Source organism: Lactobacillus helveticus, from assembly GCF_046109915.1.
In the GTDB taxonomy this organism is placed as follows: Bacteria; Bacillota; Bacilli; order Lactobacillales; family Lactobacillaceae; genus Lactobacillus; species Lactobacillus helveticus.
Genome location: NZ_CP151471.1, coordinates 2,063,835 through 2,084,405, shown reverse-complemented (window position 1 = coordinate 2,084,405; position 20,571 = coordinate 2,063,835). Strand labels below are relative to the sequence as shown.

Below are 20,571 nucleotides of genomic sequence, written 5' to 3'. Positions count from 1 at the left end.
AATATTACTTAATGCAGTTCTAACTATCACTTAGAAACTGTCAAATCTTTTGTGTAAATAGATCTTTCTCATAGATTGATTTTTTATTCTTTATTTAATCAAAGTAAGATTCTAAGGTGTCCTGAACCTGACCAAAGCCTTTGTGAATTCGGTTGAAGTAGCGGTCATTGTAACTCATTGCTTGAATGCCAATAAAAGTATCAAGCGACTGTTCAGTCGGAAACTCTGCTTTAGGCTTAGCCTTGCGCTTAATGACGCTGTTAAAAGATTCAATCATGTTGGTAGAGTAAATTGAAGCTCTGATCTGCTTAGGATAATTATAGAAGACCAGCAGGTCCGGCTCGATGTCTTTCAGGTTTCTTATGACATGATTATAACTCTTGTCCCATTTGGCATAGAAGGCATGCAATACATCAACAGCAGCTGCTTTATTGGCTTGCTGGTGAATCTGCTTGAATTCGTTCATAATTGCCTCGCGATCCTCCACGCGTACTTTAGCGCAGATATTACGCATGACATGAACCAAGCAACGCTGGAAATGAGCTTGAGGATAGGTCTTTGCCAGTGCTGTCTTCATGCCCACAACGCCATCTGAAAGAAAAAGCTCTACTTGCTCTAAGCCGCGAGACTTCATGCTTTGGAGCAGCTCCGTCCAGACTTCAATGTTTTCATTGGGCGCAATGCAGTAGTCGATAACTTCCTTTTGGCCATTAGGTTTGATGCCAATGGCAATATAGACAGCTTCACGTTCAAAAGTTTCTCGGCGCAGAGGAACGTAGGTAGCGTCTAGATAAACGCAGAAGAACTTATCGCTAAGCTTACGCTTGTGATAGGCCTCTACCTTGGGGATCATCTGCTTAGAAATATTGGATACTTGAGCGGGGCTGTAATGGCTGCCATACATTTTTTCAATCAAATCAGCTATCTCTCTGGTAGTTACACCTTTAGAGTAAAGCTTGATGATCATGTTTTCCAAGACATCGGAGTGCTGCTTGTAGTCAGGCAGCGTGTGCTGATGAAACAGGCCGTTGCGGTCTCGTGGCACCTGGATTTCAATTTTGCCAAACTGCGTATCCACCTTGCGAAAGTAAGCACCATTGCGTGAATTGCCGGTATTCCAGCCGTCTCTTGCATAAGGATTATAACCTAAAAAGGCAGTTAATTCAGCTTCTAACAAGTCATTAACTGCTTGTTGTAATTCTTTACGCAATAAATCATTAATTTTGTCTTGATTGAATAGAGCTTGAGCCATATTTTTGGTAAAATCATTCATGAAGGAGTTCTTCTTTCTGTATGTGTTTTTTGTTCAAACCAATCATACGAGAAAGGAACTCCTTTTTCTAATATTTTAAGAAATTAATTTAAGGAATCATTCATCCTTACACAAACTATTTTACAGTCTCATCACTTAAGGAAAGTCCCATGAATAAAAAACGATTAAATCTAAACAAATACTCACTAATCGAATCCATCATCGCTATTATCCTAATTATTCTGACTTTAAGTATTTACTTTTGTCATATAGGACAACGTCGTCCAGTTAAAATAGGCAGCAGTTATATGACAATGAATAACGAGTTTTACCCTATTATTAATGAACAAATAGCTAACCAAATTAATAATCGTAATGATCGTCTTTATAATCGTGATCCTGCTCTAAACCAACAAAAACAGATTGAAGAAATTCATTCCTTTATTAAAAAAGGCGTGCAAGCAATTATTATTAATCCCGTTAACGGAGACTCTAAGAAGTTAAATCATGTACTTAAGGTAGCAAAAAGCCGAGGTATCAGAATTGTCATTATTGATAGCCCACTCAAGAATTCCAAAATTGCCGATTGCACAATTGAATCTGCCAATTATCATGCTGGACAATTAAATGCGGAATACATGTTAAAAAGACAAAAAAGCGGCAAAATTTTATTGCTAGAACATAAATCTGCTATTTCAGGCGTTGAACGAATTCAGGGCTTTCTTGATACTCTCAAACATAGTAAAAAGGCAAAGAACTTCAAAATCGTCAAACGTTTAAACACGTATGGACAATCCGAGATTTCTTTACCTTTAGTTAAAAAAGCTATTAAAAATGGTACTGATTTCAATACTATTATGGCTTTAAATGATAGAGCCGCAATTGGTGCACTGGCCGCAATCGATTCTACTAACTATTTTCCCATCATGTATCCCTTTATAGTGTGGATGGCTCTGAAAACATGAAAAAAATGTTTACGCTTAATCCAGATGTAGTAGCCACTGCTGCTCAATCTCCGCTTAAAATGGCAAAAATAGCTGTCAACGCAACTTACCGATTGATAGAACATAAAAAAGTACCTAAGAAAATCATTGTTCCTGTCTATCTAATTAATAAGAATAATCTAGATCAACATAATATATGTGGGTGGCAATAATGAAATTTTATCAAATCGTTAAACTAAAAAATGTTGGTCGATTGTAAAATTAAGTTGAACACTTTGTAAAAAATAAAAGTCCATCTGGACCTGTTTGATAGAATGTTAATAACCACAAAAAACATCTATTGGAGGTCACAAATGGACTCTTTACATTCTACCATGAATCAGCACATTAAAGGCAAGCACTTGTCATTTGAAGAACGGGTTATTATCCAAACTCGCTTAAAAGATGGCTGCTCTATTAGAGCAATTGCTCGCGAACTGGGCTGCTCTCCTTCTACGATCAGCTATGAAGTCAGACGGGGCACTGTTTCTCTCTATCACGGCAAGCAGAAGCGCTACAAGGCTGATCAGGGCCAAAGCGTTTATCAAATAAATCGGCGCCACTGTGGCCGCAAATCAGATTTCTTGAAGAAGGCTGGCTTTATCAATTATGTCATTAAGCATTTCTTTGAAGACGGCTGGTCGCTTGACGTTTGTGCCAACCGTAGTTTAGCTACCGGGGAATTCTCGCATTATCAAACAGTCTGCACCAGAACTCTGTACAACTACGTTGATCAAGGACTGATGACCATCAAAAACTATAACTTGCCCGAAAAGCTCAAGCGCAATACCAAGCTTCATCATGTTCGCCAAAACAAGAAGAAGCTGGGACGAAGCATCGAAGAGCGGCCTAAAGAGATTGAGCAGCGCAGCGAATTTGGTCATTGGGAATGCGATCTTGTCTTGGGTCATAAGACCAAGGACGATCAGGTTCTGTTAACTCTTTCCGAGCGCATGAGCCGCGAATTCCTGATTATTCGTATACCTGACAAGACCTCTGCCAGCGTCATGCAGGCTTTTCAAATGCTTCAAAAACAGTACAGCGAGCATTGGAACGATATCTTTAAGACAATTACTACTGATAATGGTTCAGAGTTTGCGGATCTAGCTAATCTGGAACAAGTCTCTAAAACGCTTATTTATAATGCTCATCCTTATACTTCTTGTGATAAAGGAACTGTTGAAAGACATAATGGCCTGATCCGCAGATTCATTCCTAAAGGAGACTGCATCAATAACTATTCTCTCCAACAAATCATTGATATTGAAACCTGGTGCAACTCTTTGCCCAGAAAGATCCTGGCATATCACACGCCAGATGAAATCTTTGAGAGAGAATTAGATCAAATCTATCAAGCAGCTTAAGCGTTCAATTTATTATTGCAATTTACGACTAAAAAATGTTTTACTAGGAATCAATTTTCTTGCCGTTTTATTTAATGCCTCCCTATACCTTTTCATTAGTCGCTACATCAATGAAAATCAATTAGATTATCAATTGCTAACTAGGCTAAACTCTATTCCAACAAGTCCAATGGTAATCTTCTCAAGAAGCTTAATCCTTTTCTTCATTCTAGCTATTATTATTTTCAGACAAAATGTTGATCTGACTAAGATCAAAAATAATCTCATTTTTTTATTAGAACTTGTTCTAGCATTAGCCATCTTCTTTTCACTAAATATGGCTTACAACGGAATCTTTCTCTTAGTTTTCATCAATCTTTTTCTAAATAATAAAGATAAAGCTGAATTTAATAAATATCGATTGTGGTTATCAACTGGTTTTATTCTTCTTATTCTTTTTTCTATTTCTGACCAAAATTTAATTAATGAAATGATTAAAGCACCTAGTTTATCCTCATACATTACTTTTTTGCCACAATCAACAGGGTCAATTCTTTCTTTTATCCGCAACTTACTTTCTTTAACCAATTTAATGCTTTTTATTATCATTTTGGTTTTATATGCTCACTACTCTATTACTCGTGAACAAGAATTGAAAAATAAATTAGCAATCAGCGAAGAATTCAAATTAATGGCTGATTTAACAGAACATATTTCCCATGATAAGGATCGAGAAAGATTAGCCCGTGATATTCATGATACGATCGGACATACTCTTACGGGATTTGCTGTGGGATTAGACGCAGCTATCGTGCTAATTGACGTCAACCCCACTGCTGCGAAAAAACAATTAGGAAAAGTTTCTGCTTCCGTCAAAGAAGGGCTACTAAATATTCGTGAATCTTTAAATAGAATTAGACCCGGGGCATTAGATAATTACACGTTTAAAGCAGCACTTGAAGGATTGCTTAACAAATTTGAAAGCATATCTCATCTTCAAATTGACTTAGAATATAACTGGAATGCTGAAAAACTAGCAAAGACAACCGAAGATGTAATTTTTCATATTATTGAGGAAACCTTTACCAACTCTTTAAAACATGGTCATGCTACTAAAGTCATGATTATGTGCAGCATGAAAGATAACTATTATCAGCTGATAATTCATAATAATGGACTTAGCACTCCTGATTTTAAACCGGGGTTTGGCCTAAACTATTTGAAGGATCTAGTATCTAGTTTAGGTGGTCAAATCAAATTTAACGGAAAAGATGGTTTTACTACTATCGTAATGATTCCTAAGGAGGTTAACAATAATGATTAAAGTTCTCATAGCTGACGATCAGGAATTAATTAAAGATTCAATCAAGATTATCCTTGATGTTAATCCAAAATACTCAATTACCGATACCGTAACAAATGGACAAGAAGCTCTAGAAAGTATCGAAAAAAATAAACCAGATGTCGTCCTAATGGACATCCGTATGCCGGTAATGGATGGCACGGTTTGTACCAAACATATTAAAGAAAAATATCCTGACATTAAGGTTATTTTTTAACTACTTTTGATGACGATGATTTTATCTTTAGCGCTTTAAAATATGGTGCTTCAGGTTATTTACTTAAAGGCGTATCACCTGAGGAGTTATATAAAGCAATAGACACCGTATATTCGGACGGTGCAATAATTAATCCAGACATTGCTGGTAAAGTTTTCCGTCTTTTTTCTAAAATGGCACAATCGAACTATTCTATTTCAGTTAACGATGCCCAAGCAAAAAATTTAAGTAAAAATGAATTGCAAATAGTACAACAAGTTGGCTTGGGTCGAACTAATAAGGAGATTGCTAAAAAATTATTCTTATCAGAAGGTACTGTTAGAAACTATATTTCTAAAATCTTAAGCTGCCTAGAGCTACGTGATAGAACACAATTAGCTATTTGGGCCGTACAAAAAGGAATTATTAATAAGGATTTTAGCTAATGACTAAAACAAAGAAAAATATTTTATATTTAAGTGTTTTATTTCTTTTAATTACCATAACAGCATTAGTAAGATACAAGTCTTGGCAAGAAGACCATGTTCTAACAGTAGGAATTTATACTGGTAGTTCTTGGGACGTACCAAATAATCACCAATACCAAGCTTTTGATTATGCTATCAAACAATTTAAGAAAAAACACCCACATGTCCAAATTAAATACGAAAACGAAATTCAAAAGTCCGATTATCGTAACTGGCTTAGTGAAAAGATCGTCCAAGGTAAAGCTCCTGATTTAATGATTGTGCCAGATAATTTATTTAACCTGTTAGCACATAATGGTGCTTTTAAAGACTTGTCAGGTTTTATGGCGGAAGACAAGATATCGCCTGATCGTTTTTATTCTGTTGCCCTTAACTCCAGTAATTTAAATGATCATCAATATGCATTACCGTTCCAAGCTAATCCACAATTTATGGTCATGAACAAGGATCTACTTTTAAGAAATAAATTAGCCATTCTACCATTTAATTGGTCCCCAGCTGAATTAAAAAAGCTTTGTCATCAATTAGCACTTATTAAAAGCAAAGATCCAGATTTAGGAATTACCTCCGAATATAAATGGAACAATGCGTTATTGGCTTATAATTACAAGCTGAGTAAATCTAAAGATAATCCTATTCAGTTAACTAACAATGCTGCTATTAAAGGATTTAACTTAATTGAGTATTTGCAAAATGTAGGCCATACAAGAAAAGTAGACAGTCAATTATTCGATAGAGGAAAAGTGGCATTCACTCCTATTAGCTTAGCTAAATATCGTACCTATACATCTTATCCTTACTATGTAACTAATGAAAAGAGCTTTACCTGGAGTTGTTTGCAAATGCCTCATATAAAGAAAGCTAAAGCAACTCAAGTAGACATTTCTATGTTTGCAATATCATCAAAGGCTCGTAATCCTAAGTTAGCATGGAAATTTCTTAAGACTCTTTGCATTAACAAAAAAGTGCAACAGAAAGCAATGGAAGTTAATAAAGGATGTTCTGTTTTACCTCAGGTTGTTCTAAATAAGAAAACACAAAAGATTTTAAATCAAAATAGTCAAGGCAGTCTATCTACTACTAAGCTGAATGCCATCATGAATAATGGTTGGAATCAGCCTAAATTTAGAAACTGGGGCGAAGTTTATAGCATATTAGATCATTCTATAATCAATGCTTTAGATACTAATACACTAGATAAACAAATCTTTTATATTCAACAACAAGCCAATTCTAAATTAAAAAATTAAATACAAAAAAACTTCGAAGCTGAACTTTTTTCAACTTCGAAGTTTTTAATATTTATTTGTTTTTTGAAATAGAGTGAGAGTGTTGGACTGTTTCAATTACATTCCCATTGGAGCACCAGCACCTGCACCACCTTGAGGAGCAGCTGGCTTTGGTTCAGGAATTTCTGCAACAACAGCTTCAGTAGTAAGAAGAAGAGCAGCAATTGAAGCAGCGTTTTGTAAAGCGGTACGAGTTACTTTGGTTGGGTCGATAATACCGGCATCAACCATGTTCTCCCACTTGTCAGTAGCAGCGTTGTAACCAATTTCGTTTTCTTGGTGTTCAAGCTTGTCTAAGATTACTGAGCCATCTTTACCAGCGTTTTCAGCAATTTGACGAACTGGTGCACTCAAAGCTCTAAGAACAATGTTGATACCAGTTTGTTCATCAGTGGTTTCACCCTTAACTTCACGAACAGCCTTTTCAACATTTACTAAAGCTGTACCACCACCAGCAACGTAACCTTCGTCAACGGCAGCACGAGTTGAGTTCAAGGCATCTTCAATTCTGTAACGACGTTCTTTAAGTTCAGTTTCAGTAGCAGCACCAACGTGGATAACAGCTACACCACCAGTTAATTTAGCAAGACGTTCTTGCAACTTCTTCTTGTCGAAGTCTGAAGTTGAGTCTTCAATTTGCTTTCTGATAGTGTCAACACGTTCGTCAATGGCTTCCTTTGAACCAGCACCGTCAACAATAGTAGTTGAGTCCTTGGTTACAGTGATACGACGAGCTTGACCTAATTGATCAATCTTGGTGTCCTTAAGTTCAAGGCCAAGGTCTTCAGTGATTACAGTGCCCCCAGTTAAAGCAGCGATATCTTGTAATTGAGCCTTACGACGGTCACCAAAGCCAGGTGCCTTAACAGCAACAACGTTGAAAGTACCACGGATCTTGTTCAAAACAAGAGTTGGAAGAGCTTCACCAGTTACATCGTCAGCAATGATCAACAATGACTTGCCTTGTTGAACAATTTCTTGAAGTAATGGCAAGATGTCTTGAATGTTTGAAATCTTCTTGTCAGTGATCAAGATGTATGGATTATCAAGGTCTGCTTCCATCTTGTCGTTGTCAGTTACCATGTATTGTGATAAGTAACCACGGTCAAATTGCATACCTTCAACTACTGAAAGTTCAGTGTTGATACCACGTGAGTCTTCAATAGTGATAACACCATCGTGACCAACCTTTTCCATAGCATCAGCGATCAAAGCACCAACTTCTTTAGAAGCTGATGAAACAGCAGCAACGTTAGCAATTTGATCCTTTGATTCAACCTTGTGGCTGATCTTGTGAAGTTCATCAACAGCAGCCTTAGTTGCCTTTTCAATACCGCGACGAATACCAACTGGGTTAGCACCAGCAGTAACGTTCTTCATACCTTCACGAACGATAGCTTGAGTCAAAACAGTAGCAGTAGTAGTACCGTCACCTGCGATGTCGTTAGTCTTTTGAGCTGCTTCGGCAACTAACTTAGCACCCATGTTTTCGTAGCGGTCTTTTAATTCAATTGACTTAGCAATAGTAACACCATCGTTAGTGATGTCTGGGTTACCGTAACTTTGTTCCAAAACAACGTTTCTACCCTTAGGACCAATAGTAGTCTTAACAGTATCAGCTAACTTATCAACACCCTTTAAAAGTGAACGTCTTGCGTTTTCTGAGAATTTAATATCTTTTGCCATAGGTTATCTATGCCTCCTTAATCTCGTATTTTAATTTCTAATAATTGCGTCAATTATTTTGCAATTGCTAAAATGTCTTTTTCATGAAGGACTAAGTACTTTTCACCTTCGTATTCAACGTTGGTGCCAGAGTATCTATCGTAGAGAACTACGTCGCCTTTCTTAACTGACATAGGAATCTTTTCACCGTTTGATGCGTAAGCACCTTCACCTACGGCTACAACTTCACCTTCAGTTGGCTTCTTCTTAGCGTTAGATGCTAAAACAATACCACCAACAGTCTTTTCTTCTTCATCTTTAACTTTTACGATCACACGATCACCGATTGGTTGTAACACGTTTAATCCCCCTTATAATTAGTTTTTCTTTTAGAAATTTTGATATTTTTGTTATTGATTAGCACTCTTATTTCTTAAGTGCTAACTTACAAATATGATAATACCCTGTTTCATTAAAAAAAGCAAGAAAAATTAGCACTTTTTTACAAATAGTGCTAATTTTATTTCTTGCCTTACAGTATCAAGCGTTTAGAGCATTTCTAAAAAATATTGTTCCGAATATTGCTACTTTTGACCTAGTTTTCCATGTATTGAGCAAAACTCAGAGCCGTTTTGTCCTGTTTGTCCTTAGTAACGTGAGTGTATATGTCCATTGTAGTTTGAATGCTTGCATGTCCTAACCGTTGTTTTACGTCTTCCATAGGAACACCCGCATCAAACAATAAAGAAGCGTGAGTATGTCTAAAACCGTGTATTTTGATACGTCTTAGCCCGTTCTTATCGCAGATTCTTTTATTCCACACCGCTACAAGATTTGGACGCACAACCTCATTATCGAAGTTTTGAAATACTACTTGCTCTTTATCAAAAGGATTAAAGCCTAGCCGTAGCAAGTCCTGTCTTTGCTGAAAACGCCACTCTTTTAATAATTGCATCGTTCTAGCATCCATAGAAATTGCTCTGTTTCTTTTGGTTTTCGTGGTATTGTTGACCACTACTCTATGCTTGTTACCAATAGAAACCGTTTTGTTAATGCTAATAGTATTACTAGTAAAGTCAATATCTGACCATTTAAGCGCTAATGCTTCACCTTTGCGCATTCCACTATAGGCAAGCAAGCGAAAGAATGTATATATCTTAATATTCTCATTTTTAGACGCTGATTGTAAAATTAAATTGAACACTTGATAAAAAATAAAAAGTCCATTCGGACCTGTTTGATAGAATGTAGTTACCACACAACATTTAGAAACGAGGTCAAAATGGACTCTTTACATTCTACCATGAATCAGCACATTAAAGGCAAGCATTTATCATTCGAGGAAAGAGTTATTATTCAATTGCGTTTGAAAGATGGCTATTCTTTGCGTGCCATCGCCCGTGAATTAAACTGTTCTCCTTCTACTATCAGCTATGAGGTTAAGCGCGGTACTGTAGAACTGTATCATGGCAAAGTCAAAAGATATAAGGCTACTCAAGGGCATGATGCATATCAAGCTCATCGTAAAAATTGTGGGCGCAAATCAGACTTTCTCAGGAAAACTCAATTCATGCGCTATGTCCACACAAGCATTTCTTTAAAGACGGCTGGTCGCTTGATGTGTGCAGTAATCGTGCCACTGCTGTTGGCGCATTTAGCAGCAGAGATGTTGTCTGTACTAAGACTCTTTACAATTATGTCGACCAAGGTCTATTAGATATACATAATTACGACTTGCCAGAGAAGCTTAAACGCAATACCAAGCTTCATCGTATTCGCAAAAATAAGAAAAAACTTGGCAGAAGCATTGAAGAACGTCCTAAAGAGATCAATAAACGTAATGAATTCGGTCATTGGGAATGCGATTTAGTTCTCGGACATAAGAGCAAAGATGATGAGGTGCTGCTAGCCTTATCTGAGCGTATGAGTCGTGAGTTTTTAATTCTTCGTATTCCTGACAAGACTTCTGTCAGTGTCATGCAGGCCTTTAAAGAACTCCAAAGGCAATACAGCGAACATTGGAATGATATTTTTAAAACCATTACCACTGATAATGGCTCAGAGTTTGCAGATCTTTCCAACCTAGAAAAAGCATCCAATACACTGGTTTACTATGCCCATCCTTACACTTCTTGTGATAAGGGAACAGTTGAAAGACACAATGGTCTTATTCGCAGATTCATTCCTAAAGGAGAAGCAATAGCTAACTATTCTTTACAAGACATCATTAATATTGAAACCTGGTGCAATTCTTTGCCAAGAAAGATACTGGCCTATCATACACCAGATGAAATCTTTGAAAGAGAATTAGATCTAATCTATCAAGCAGCTTAACTAAAAGTGTTCAATTTATTATTGCAATTTGCGACAAAATCTTTTAATTGTTCTCTAGGATTTGCTGTAAACTCATTAAAATCCATTTGGGCATTTTTTAGATATTGATCAATTATCTTTTCATTGTTTTTCTTAATTTCAGCAATAACTTTGCTATTTTTAGAAATATCTTGGTTTACATATTTTTCCCAGTGATTGGGATCAATAAATTTGGGACTTAAATTTTGATATTTAGCATTTGTACGAGGACGTTTAGTTTTAATGGGAAAGGCTTGATTAGTTTTAAAGGCTATTGTTTCAATAGTACGCATCATATGATCACGAGATAAATTCATAAGTATTATCGATAAAATTGCCGCTTTATCTTGTGCATCTATACTTTTATCATTAAAATACGCGTGGTGCTAGTTAAATCGTTCTAGACAATATGCCATATTATAAGCTAACACTGCAACCTCTAGGCGTTCTTGAAAACCCGCTAGACTTCTAGCGCGATTATTTTCGGCATTGTAATAACTAAGCAAAGCAAAGTCACTCTCAATTGTCCGTCTGACCGCCATTAGTTGATGATTGTTATGTTTTTTAGCACCTTGCATATTTTTACGATACGGTGTCCAAAGCACATAGCCCATGTGTTTTAGTTTAGCGGCTAAATCCTTACCTAAATAACCTTCATCGCCTAAAAGATAATGATTAGTAGGATGGGTATTATTCATCAATTCTACTGTTTCTTTAGCATCATGCACCGATGCTTTAGTGACTGCGTAATCAAGCAGATAGCCATCATCGCTCACTATTGCGTGAACCTTGAACCCATAATAGTAGACTTTTTTAGTCGCCTTATAACCAATATCGGCAATATCATGAAAGATTTTGACGCGATAATTACGAACAGGTTGGCAGACCGAAACTGGGAAACTATCAATAATCAGAATTTTACCTGAAAGATCCACTTCTTGGTTCAAAGTATGACGAATCAGATAGATTAAAAGCAAAAGTTGACGAGCTCGGCGATTAAATCGGGAATGGGATAATCCTACAAAGAACCTGCAAAATCTTCTTTGTGATTCAATCCCTAATTCCGCTTGCCAGATAAGCATAGCTAAGATGGAACTATCAGATAGCTTGATCTGATCTGTATTTCTGCGATGCTTAAGGGAGTTCGGAGCATACAGCTTATACCAAGAACGACAAATATTGTTTAAACGAGTAAAACTAACTTGTAAATGATGAGAAAAACGCTTAAGCTTAAGACAGTTCAATCTAGTCAGACTCTTTTCTATTATTACTATTTACAAGTCGAGTCTAACAAGATTGGACTTTTTATTTAACTAAAACGATTTAACTAGCACCACGCGTATTTAAATTACATTTCTCTTTTAAGATCTGTACTACTTCTTTAACCTGATATACTAAAAGCGTCTTTCTTGGATGAAGTTTATGTAAATATATCGGTACACCTCACAATTATACTTGATTTCGTTTTAAAAGGGAATACATGTTCTAAAACAATTAATAGAAAAGAGAAATGTTGATTTTGACATTTCTCTTTTCTATTACTATAGTATTTCTTATTTTCTACAAAGTATTTGCAACTTTTACAAAATGACCATTAACTTTATAGTAAGCCTTACCTTTGATATGGAATTTTTCTGCATTATTTTCTGCTAAAATCGTTTGGCCTTTCTTTAAAACTTTACTCTTCTTTACACGCTTACCATTTTCATCGTAAACAAATCCATTGTGTGTAAGCTTCAAAGCTTTAGGCTTTTGAAGTTTAGTGTTTGTCACCTTCACAAATTCACCATTAGCTAACTTGTAGAAGGTCTTGCCATTGATTACATACTTATCGGCGTTGTTCAAAGCACTGATCCATCTGCCCTTTCTTAACAAGACAGGTTTGCCATTTCTTTTAACAACTTTACCGTTCTTATCATAAAGGTGTGCATTATGCTTTAACTGCAATCTCTTACCGGCTTGTAAAATCGTATTAGCTACCTTCACAAACTGATTATCGCTGACACGATAGTATTGCACGCCATTGATTACAACAGTTTTGCCATTGTCTAATGCAGTGATTCTTTGGCCTTTCTTAAGCAAGCTACTCTTATTAGTATCAGTACTTAAAACGACTTGACCATCTTTGTTGTAGATATAAGCATCGTGTAATAAGTTGAATGACTTACCAGTTAAAGTTTCACCCTTAGGTTGAACCGTAGAAACATCAGTAACTGGGTTTTCTACAGTGGTAGTACTTGATGGATTCTCTAAAGTATCTGAAGTATTTGAACTGTTTGAAGTATCTGAAGTATCAGTATTTGGTACTTCTTCTGGAGCGACATAATTTGGATCAAAGTGAACAGTTAATTTCTTTTCTACCTTGTTTCCAACTTGGTCTACAACATAAACTGTGAAGACATGAGTAGTTGGTTGATCATTATTGTCATTTAAGTTTTCAACCTCTTCAAAATCATGAGCTCCATATGGATTAGTAAACTCAGTATCCGTATTCAATCCTGCAACCTGATTATAACCAGAGTTTAGGAATTCTCGATAAATATTATTACCATTAACGAATAACCTATATCCATCAAGATTATCATTTACCTTTCCGGACAGAGTGAATTTTGGATTATTAGTCCAAAGCTCTAATTCATCCCCATTAACCTGATTTACTTCCAAGCTAGGAGCAACAGTATCAAGAATAAGATTCAAGGTACCATGAACTCTTTGTCCATCTTTAGTTTTGTAAATATATGCAATTGGACGTTGACCTGTTCTGTTAGCTGTTACCGTAAAGCTAAACTTACCGTCGTTGCCTAACTTAACTTGGTTTTCAGGAGCATTTTCATTTGAGTTATCGCCTAATACAGTTAGAGATGCTACATTGTCATCAACTTTACCGGTAACCGTAAACTTCTGAGTTGAAGGATCATAGTATCCATGAGTAACGGCATTCTGACCAAAACGAGTAGTATCGTTGTCATTCATATAATCAAAATGAATATCTGGATTAGGATCCGTTCTGGTTGTCAGAGCTGATGGTGCGTGTCCTGGGTATGCACCTGGGCAAAATGAATCTAACTTTGCAGCTTCATCTTTAGCTTCTACTCCCAAGGCATTTCTATCTGTATAAACTGGGCGATTAGCTGCATCAGCAAAGTAGAAAACCCCTAGGTGGTTACTACTTGATACACCATCTCTAGATGTTTCTTGTTTATCATTAAAGGATGGTCCATCCACTTCAGTCCAACCTGTTAGTAATGCTCTCCTATAAACACCAGTTGTAGCATCTTTATTGATTGAAGTATGAACATGGAACGTTGCAATTCCGTCTTTTACTTCACCGGTATAAACTTTCCCAGTAAAGTAATCCATTGCATAGGCCTTTACATTTTTACCTTTGGTTACAACAGCTTGAACAACTGTATCATTTGGATTATTAGTTTTAACTGAACTAATAGTTACACCAAAGTTTCCATCAAATGTATCAGTCTTTTGCCAATTAAAGAATGCTTTAGCCGTTACAGTTGAAAGATCCTTAAGAACATGTTGACCTTCAGGATCAGTACTAAACACAAACTTAGTTGTATTTACACTGACTGGAACTTGATATTTGCCATCTTGTACTTGGACCAACTTGCCATTTAAGTAGAAGTCATGGTTAGCTCCACCAACTAATGTGTAAGTCTTAGTAGCTGCATCATAGTTTGGTGATTTTTGATCAAAGGCTAAACCATTGACAGCATTCCAAACACTTACACCAGTCTCACTATCATGGTCACCGGCAACATTAACAGTAGCCAATGAAGTATTATCAGCGACATCACTCAAGGCTACGGTCACCTTGTTTGCAGCAGCTGTTAATGCAGAAAGTGCATCTTGACCTAACACAAAGCTAAAATGTCCCTTAGTCTTTTCTGCATTATCGAAGCCTGATCCACCATCACTCAACTTATAGCCAAAGACCTTATCATTAACTGTTACCGTTGCATATGAATAATTCGTAAATCCTGCACCAGCATCTTGGTATTCACCTGACAAGGTATGTGAGGCAGCATCATATTTCACATTTGATAATGTTGGCGCAACTGTATCAACTACTACTGGGAAATCAGCTGTTTGAACTTGATGTGGTCCTTTGTTCCAAAGAGTAGCAACTAAATGGTAGGTGTAATTGCCATCTTTGGCAGTTTCCATTTTACCTGTTTTGCTGTTATAAACTTTACCATCCCATTCAAGAGCGTCAGGATTATCCCTCATTGAAACTGATAAACTAGTATCTTTAGTTACACCATCTTCATCGTAAGATTTATCTACGCCTTGAACGTCAGAAACCACTCTAACCACGTTACCTTGTGCATCAAGGATTTCCACCTTAAGATCTTTAACATTTTGCTTCAAGTAAACATATGGCTTCAGCAAATCGCTCTTTTGATTATCATTTGGTGAAAAAGCAACTTTACCACTTTCATATAATTTGGCTACTTCTTGCCAATTGTAGTTTCCATCAACATTTACAAGTTCCTTCAATGATTCTTGATCCGCGATACCACGAGGATAGTTTTGTTCATTAACTAAACGATTACCCTGGATATCTGGATGCTCCTCATTTGCATTTTGATCAAAGACGTTTTCACTAGTTAAGTCCCCATAATAAGCTAAGTAAGGAACAGAAACCGTAGATGCATTATTGGCATTAGTAAAGCGTAAAAACCCTTCAACTAATTGGTTCTTCTTTAAGCCGGTCAAGTCTAATGAATAGCTAACTTGACGTTCTTCTTTAGGAGCTAAAGTAAAGCTATGTTCACCATTTACTCTAGCACCAGCTAATTGAACATCATGAAAAACGCCGGTGGTTGTATCTCTTTGTTCAGTGTAACCTCCACCATAATCATCGAAAGTATAAGTTTGGCTTTGGTCAGTTAAATTATGGAAGGTTAACGTAAATTTAGTACTTTCACCAACTTGATGAAGTGATACTGAACTAGTGCCGTCATCAGTAGTTACATAAACTGGAGTAGCCGTAGCAGCACCAACATCAATTTGACCTGCACCTTGACGTCTTGGTGAAACAGGTGTTGTATAGCCTAATTGTGTTTGTGGTTTAGCCGTATTCATCAGCATTGCTTTAGCAGCAGCTACTAATTGTGCACCCTTCAATTCAGGATTAGTTTGCTTCAATCGTTGAATTACTAAGGCAGCACTAGCTGCGGCAAATGGACCAGCCATTGAAGTACCACTCATTGTTTGGTACTGATCATGATTAACGGTAGAAACTACTTGATATCCAGGTGCTGATAAATCTGGCTTTAAAGTATAGCCTTGAGCTGGGCCCCATGATGAGAAGTAGGCCATATCGCTTAAATCACCAGTATCTGATGTTTCTGCAGCAACAGTTAATGCGTTCTTTGACACACCAGGATTTGCTACAGTACTTGAATTAAGAGGTTCATAGTTACCAGCTTGGCTACCAGATTGATATCCTTGATCTTTAACTTTACTTGGATTATCAACTGAAGCTGAATTACCGTTATTAGATGCTGAAATTGATACAAATACACCGTGATCAATTGCATATTGAACAGCTTTTTGCTCAATATTGGTCAATTGTTGATCGGCAACACCTTGTCCTAATGACATTTGGATGACATCCGCACCTAAATTGGTAGCATCGTAGATTGCTTTTGCCACATCATCAGTTTTTTCATCTGAAAATTGTCCAAAAACTCTCAGCTGCATCAATTGAGCTTCAGGAGCAACACCAACGACATATTCTTTATTTCCATCTGGCTTACCATCAGCTGCAATGATTCCTGAAACGTGTTGACCGTGTGGAGAATCATTAGCATTGATGTCATCCGAAGTAATATAGTCATTATCACGATCGGCATAATTATAAACATATGGGAACTTTTCATTCACATATTTACCATAGCCTTGCTTGGCGATCTTAGCTTGCATATCATCCTTGGACAGCTTAGGATCTTCTGGCATGGTTTGAAAATCTTTATGAGTTGGATCTGCACCGGAATCGATGACTGCAACAACTGTTCCTTGTCCCCTATATCCTTGATCCCATGCAGACTGCACATTTCCTTTAACATGATCAGCTTGATTAGCAGGTTGTTGTTCCTGGTTTGGATCTACACTATTTGTTGTTGTACTTGTAGTTTGTGCATTAGAAGTCTGTGAGGTCTTAGAATTCGCAGTCGTGGAATCACCAGAAACCACAGTTGAATTTTGTGTCTGGTCCGTTGCATTAGTCTGTGTCTTGGCAGAATCAGAATTTGAAACAGCTGCGTTAGCAGTACTGTTTTGGTCTTGTTTTTGATCTTGTTGTACTACTTTAACTTGAACATCTGAAGCACCAGGATCATTAGTTGCTGCTTCAGCAGTATTTTGACTAAGAAAAACAGTGGAGCCTGAAGCAAGAGCAATAATTGCTGCAGCCACCCATTTTTTACGAACATTAATGATTGTTCTAGCCCTTTTTTGTGTTTCAATATCTTCTAATCTCCCTTTTGCCTTAAAGACAAATGAAAAATTTCTATTGCCATTTGGCGCAGTAGAATTTCTCATACTTACATCTCCTTATCTTTATAAAATATATATTTTTATTACTCGTTATTCATTAACAATAAATTAAAAATATATTATCAACATTTTTACGATTTTTCAATATATTTTTCAAATTTAATTAATATTTTTAATTTAAGTCTTAGAATGTTTAATTTTATGCAAAAAATAGCATCCCTAGAACTCAATCTAGGAATGCTATTTTTTAATTCAAAAGCTTAAACTATTTTGCTTTAACAGTTACTGTTTGAGCTTCATAATCTTTATTATTCTGAGCAACAACCTTGATTTGCTGATCTTTATCAAGAACTCTTACAGTTGATGAGAAGTTACCATCCTTACCTACAACAGCTGAACCAACAGCATTATTAGTTGCGGCGTTAAGGAATGACATTATCAATGATCCTTCTTCACCAGCATCAGGAATCTTACCAGAGATAGTTGCAATTCTATGGTCGGAATTGTAAGTTACTGCGTTCAAAGTAAATTTCTTCAAAACTGGGAATGCAACCTTATCTGATTGAACGTGAACATTTACACTGACATATCCTTTGCCAACTAAAGCAAAGTTTTGTGGATCTTCCTTAACTGACAAAGTAATCTTGAAGTTGCCACTCTTACCAACCTTAATCTTCTTTACAACTTTCTTAGTATCAGTATTCTTAAGGCTAAGGTGAGTCCCCTTCTTAGCTGTGCCAGCTATTACAGCAGCTTTATCTTTTCTGTTGTAAGCAACATCTTTAAGAGTAAAGGTTCTCTTGTTTTGCTTCTTAAGACTTAATGATGAAGGCTTCAACAAGTGAAGTTTATTCTTCATGTTCAAAATTCTTCTTACGGAATTATTGATTTGAGTCTTAGAAATTTCACCCTTCTTAACGGCAGCTGCAATTTCTGGAATACCAGTAGCATAGTCAGTCGTCATGATCATGTCATTACCGGCCTTAACTGCTAAAACATCAACTGGAGCATTGCCATGTTGCTTAGCAAAATCTTTAATCGCACCCATTTCAAGGGCATCAGTAACAATCACGCCCTTGAAATTACAATCTTTTCTCAACAAGGTGTTTATCTTTTTAGAAAGTGAAGCAGGATACTCTGGGTCAATATCGTCATAAATTACGTGAGTAACCATGACTGAATCAGCACCAGCCTTAATACCAGCTTTGAATGACAACATATCTTTGCTTTCAATATCAGCTTTTGATTTATCAGTGTGTGCAAAACCGGTGTGAGTATCAGCAGCATCGCCGTAGCCTGGGAAGTGCTTCAAAGTTGCCGCAATTAAATTATCATGTTGCCAAGCAGGAATTACTTGACTAATATAATTTGCTTCACCTTGATAACTTTGCTTGCCCATTACGCCACCAAAACCACGTTGATAAATAAATGATTTTGGATTGTCACTATAGTCAGCATCTGGAGCATAATTCCAGTTGACGCCTAAGCTACGCAATAAGGTTGCAGTATAATGAGCATACTTGGTTACAGCTTTCATACCACTGCCCTTTTGAGTCTTTTCCGCATTTTCATATTGATCACGTGGGAACTTAAATTGATCACCATTTTGTGGAATCAAACCACTGTGAGTCAATCTAGAAACAAGGCCACCTTCTTGGTCGATTCCGATTAAAAGAGGAATTCTCTCTGCATTTTGGTAGCTTGCCATCTTAGTCTTAAATTGGTTGGTCGTATAATTTTGCAAGTCAGCATCATATACAATGAAACCACCTAAGTTATATTTATAGGCATCATGTTCAGCAACACCGGGTTGTTGCGGTGTTCTTGAAACATACATTTGACCAATCTTTTGCTTGAGACTAGCCTTCTTAATGTAATTATTGATTTGTTTTTCTGTCACTCTAGTAACACGAGTTTTATGACCTTTTGCGGCGTCAACTTGAGAGGTAATTCCGCCCAAGCAGCCTGCAAGAGTCATACCTGCGACCGTAGAAATAACGGCTTTTTTAAATAAATTCATCTTGCTCTCCTTTACTACTTATCAATCAGGCACTTTCATTATTTTAAGAATAATCGGGTTTGAAAATGATGTAAGCGCTTTTTTATATATTATTAGTGTACAAGCTTTTAGTAAGGTTGTAAAGTGGTTTAGACCAGATAAATTGTGTTTATTTGAAACAAAAAAAGAGGACTTGGTCCTCTTCCATTGTTTTGTCTAGTATTTTCAACTATAACCAATACTCATATGTTTCGGGGAAGTGCATATGACTTAAAATACTTGAGAATGTAGCAGGGGTAAATTGCTCTTTACTTTTCTTCAATAAATTCTTCATAGCATTTGCTATACTTACATATTCCGACTGATCCAATACTAGTTTAAGACTCAACAACAACTCAAAAACACCAGGCTGATCATTAAGTCTTATACCTGATTGCCTCAAGATATTTCGTACAGAACTTAGATTAGGGCCACGATTTATCACCTTAGAATAAGTTTTTTCATTATGTGCGACAGCATTTCTAAACATATTGCTTGCATGATTTATATGTTCAATAACTCCAGGCATAATAGCTTTACTACGAGATAAATTATTAGTTTTTTTATACTTTAAAGTAAAATCACGAGCTATTTTTATTTTTAAGTCATTTTTGCAATTAAGATAAAAGTAATTTAGATCCCCAAAAGTCATAAATTCTGTTAAAACCCACAACGGAATGCAAGTATGAGAATTAATATAATGTTTTATCGCATTACTTCCTCTTTTTCGGCTTTCTTGTTCTATCTTTGTAGTCAGAGAACCTATAGTTTTTAAGATTTGAACGGTATTAGTACTATCATGATTAAAATTATTAATGTCCAAATAAGAATATGCTGCAGGGTACATTTCTGAGAATCTATATGCTATTTCTGCACTTAAAGTAGTCTCATAAGAAAGAAGTCCATTATACAAAATGGCTCTTAACTTTTTATCAAAATCATATAAAGAAACTATATCTTCAATTTTAGTTCCAGAGATATATTGATGTGGAGTAATTATAGCGCCTCAATCAGTTTTTTCTAGAAAAAGTTCTTTATACCCATTAATCAAAGTATAATAACCTATTTTACTCAATACAGTTTTAGCATATTCTTCATCTTCAA

General features: G+C 36.3%; 15 protein-coding genes and 2 pseudogenes. 7 read left to right on the top strand and 10 right to left on the bottom strand.

The genetic code is table 11. From position 1 onward, the window contains the following. Window positions 1–94: 94 nt before the first annotated feature. The gene (locus AADV52_RS10625; protein WP_126096176.1) at window positions 95–1,273 is read right to left on the bottom strand and encodes an IS256-like element IS1201 family transposase; all 1,179 of its coding nucleotides are present in this window, start codon (window positions 1,271–1,273) and stop codon (window positions 95–97) included. A 149-nt stretch (window positions 1,274–1,422) separates the two neighbouring features. Between AADV52_RS10625 and AADV52_RS10620 the strand changes: the two genes are divergently transcribed. The 3 genes from AADV52_RS10620 to AADV52_RS10610 all read left to right on the top strand — a co-directional run bounded on the left by AADV52_RS10620 (window position 1,423) and on the right by AADV52_RS10610 (window position 3,599). After that, window positions 1,423–2,217, top strand: coding sequence for a substrate-binding domain-containing protein (locus tag AADV52_RS10620; RefSeq protein ID WP_227028455.1), 795 nt, complete (start codon window positions 1,423–1,425; stop codon window positions 2,215–2,217). Then, entirely contained in the window at window positions 2,214–2,408 is a 195-nt protein-coding gene (locus AADV52_RS10615; protein ID WP_051001675.1) for a hypothetical protein, read from the top strand. The genes AADV52_RS10620 and AADV52_RS10615 overlap by 4 nt, the downstream gene beginning before the upstream one ends. 141 nt (window positions 2,409–2,549) lie before the next feature. Next, window positions 2,550–3,599, top strand: a complete 1,050-nt coding sequence (locus tag AADV52_RS10610) for an IS30 family transposase (protein WP_126096227.1) — start codon at window positions 2,550–2,552, stop codon at window positions 3,597–3,599. A gap of 321 nt (window positions 3,600–3,920) precedes the next feature. Here AADV52_RS10610 and AADV52_RS10605 read toward each other — a convergent pair whose 3' ends face one another. Further along, the gene (locus AADV52_RS10605) at window positions 3,921–4,166 is read right to left on the bottom strand and encodes a hypothetical protein (protein WP_227028454.1); all 246 of its coding nucleotides are present in this window, start codon (window positions 4,164–4,166) and stop codon (window positions 3,921–3,923) included. Window positions 4,167–4,170: 4 nt separating this feature from the next. Here AADV52_RS10605 and AADV52_RS10600 point away from each other — a divergent pair, with 4 nt between their 5' ends. The 3 genes and pseudogenes from AADV52_RS10600 (at window position 4,171) to AADV52_RS10590 (ending at window position 6,854) form a co-directional block, all read left to right on the top strand. Then, the gene (locus AADV52_RS10600; RefSeq protein ID WP_227028453.1) at window positions 4,171–4,902 is read left to right on the top strand and encodes a sensor histidine kinase; all 732 of its coding nucleotides are present in this window, start codon (window positions 4,171–4,173) and stop codon (window positions 4,900–4,902) included. Next, window positions 4,895–5,562, top strand: a pseudogene (locus tag AADV52_RS10595) (response regulator). Before AADV52_RS10600 ends, AADV52_RS10595 begins: the two are co-directional and overlap by 8 nt. Beyond that, on the top strand, window positions 5,562–6,854 hold the full coding sequence (locus tag AADV52_RS10590; RefSeq protein WP_014918313.1) for an ABC transporter substrate-binding protein: 1,293 nt from the start codon (window positions 5,562–5,564) through the stop codon (window positions 6,852–6,854). The pseudogene AADV52_RS10595 and the gene AADV52_RS10590 overlap by 1 nt, the downstream one beginning before the upstream one ends. A 96-nt stretch (window positions 6,855–6,950) precedes the next feature. Here AADV52_RS10590 and groL read toward each other — a convergent pair whose 3' ends face one another. The 3 genes from groL to AADV52_RS10575 form a co-directional block, all read right to left on the bottom strand. Next, complete coding sequence (gene groL / locus AADV52_RS10585) at window positions 6,951–8,579, bottom strand: chaperonin GroEL (protein ID WP_014918312.1); 1,629 nt, start codon at window positions 8,577–8,579, stop codon at window positions 6,951–6,953. Between the two features lie 53 nt (window positions 8,580–8,632). After that, the gene (gene groES, locus AADV52_RS10580) at window positions 8,633–8,917 is read right to left on the bottom strand and encodes a co-chaperone GroES (protein ID WP_003627770.1); all 285 of its coding nucleotides are present in this window, start codon (window positions 8,915–8,917) and stop codon (window positions 8,633–8,635) included. A 236-nt stretch (window positions 8,918–9,153) separates the two neighbouring features. Beyond that, a complete protein-coding gene (locus AADV52_RS10575) occupies window positions 9,154–9,762 on the bottom strand; it encodes a site-specific integrase (protein ID WP_080588384.1) in 609 nt (202 codons plus the stop codon). 78 nt (window positions 9,763–9,840) lie between these two features. Here AADV52_RS10575 and AADV52_RS10570 point away from each other — a divergent pair. Beyond that, window positions 9,841–10,892, top strand: a pseudogene (locus AADV52_RS10570) (IS30 family transposase). On the opposite strand, the gene AADV52_RS10565 reads toward AADV52_RS10570, so the two are convergent. The 5 genes from AADV52_RS10565 to AADV52_RS10545 form a co-directional block, all read right to left on the bottom strand. Then, window positions 10,889–11,227 (bottom strand): hypothetical protein, encoded by a 339-nt coding sequence (locus AADV52_RS10565; RefSeq protein WP_014918310.1) that lies wholly within the window; start codon window positions 11,225–11,227, stop codon window positions 10,889–10,891. The pseudogene AADV52_RS10570 and the gene AADV52_RS10565 sit on opposite strands and share 4 nt — an antisense overlap. A gap of 69 nt (window positions 11,228–11,296) precedes the next feature. Next, window positions 11,297–12,154 (bottom strand): IS982-like element ISLhe7 family transposase, encoded by an 858-nt coding sequence (locus tag AADV52_RS10560; RefSeq protein WP_107775415.1) that lies wholly within the window; start codon window positions 12,152–12,154, stop codon window positions 11,297–11,299. A gap of 316 nt (window positions 12,155–12,470) precedes the next feature. Next, complete coding sequence (locus AADV52_RS10555) at window positions 12,471–17,474, bottom strand: S8 family serine peptidase (RefSeq protein WP_014918309.1); 5,004 nt, start codon at window positions 17,472–17,474, stop codon at window positions 12,471–12,473. Between the two features lie 220 nt (window positions 17,475–17,694). After that, complete coding sequence (locus AADV52_RS10550; protein ID WP_014918308.1) at window positions 17,695–19,449, bottom strand: glycoside hydrolase family 3 protein; 1,755 nt, start codon at window positions 19,447–19,449, stop codon at window positions 17,695–17,697. Window positions 19,450–19,657: 208 nt separating this feature from the next. Then, window positions 19,658–20,446: an Abi family protein gene (locus tag AADV52_RS10545; protein ID WP_227028478.1), complete on the bottom strand. Its 789-nt coding sequence runs from the start codon at window positions 20,444–20,446 to the stop codon at window positions 19,658–19,660. Window positions 20,447–20,571: the final 125 nt, after the last annotated feature.

Coding starts and splice junctions, on each gene's coding strand:
- AADV52_RS10625 (WP_126096176.1), bottom strand. CDS start 1,273: ATGAATGATTTTACCAAAAATATGGCTCAAGCTCTATTCAATCAAGAC.
- AADV52_RS10620 (WP_227028455.1), top strand. CDS start 1,423: ATGAATAAAAAACGATTAAATCTAAACAAATACTCACTAATCGAATCC.
- AADV52_RS10615 (WP_051001675.1), top strand. CDS start 2,214: ATGAAAAAAATGTTTACGCTTAATCCAGATGTAGTAGCCACTGCTGCT.
- AADV52_RS10610 (WP_126096227.1), top strand. CDS start 2,550: ATGGACTCTTTACATTCTACCATGAATCAGCACATTAAAGGCAAGCAC.
- AADV52_RS10600 (WP_227028453.1), top strand. CDS start 4,171: ATGCTTTTTATTATCATTTTGGTTTTATATGCTCACTACTCTATTACT.
- AADV52_RS10590 (WP_014918313.1), top strand. CDS start 5,562: ATGACTAAAACAAAGAAAAATATTTTATATTTAAGTGTTTTATTTCTT.
- groL (WP_014918312.1), bottom strand. CDS start 8,579: ATGGCAAAAGATATTAAATTCTCAGAAAACGCAAGACGTTCACTTTTA.
- AADV52_RS10565 (WP_014918310.1), bottom strand. CDS start 11,227: ATGAATTTATCTCGTGATCATATGATGCGTACTATTGAAACAATAGCC.
- AADV52_RS10555 (WP_014918309.1), bottom strand. CDS start 17,474: ATGAGAAATTCTACTGCGCCAAATGGCAATAGAAATTTTTCATTTGTC.
- AADV52_RS10550 (WP_014918308.1), bottom strand. CDS start 19,449: ATGAATTTATTTAAAAAAGCCGTTATTTCTACGGTCGCAGGTATGACT.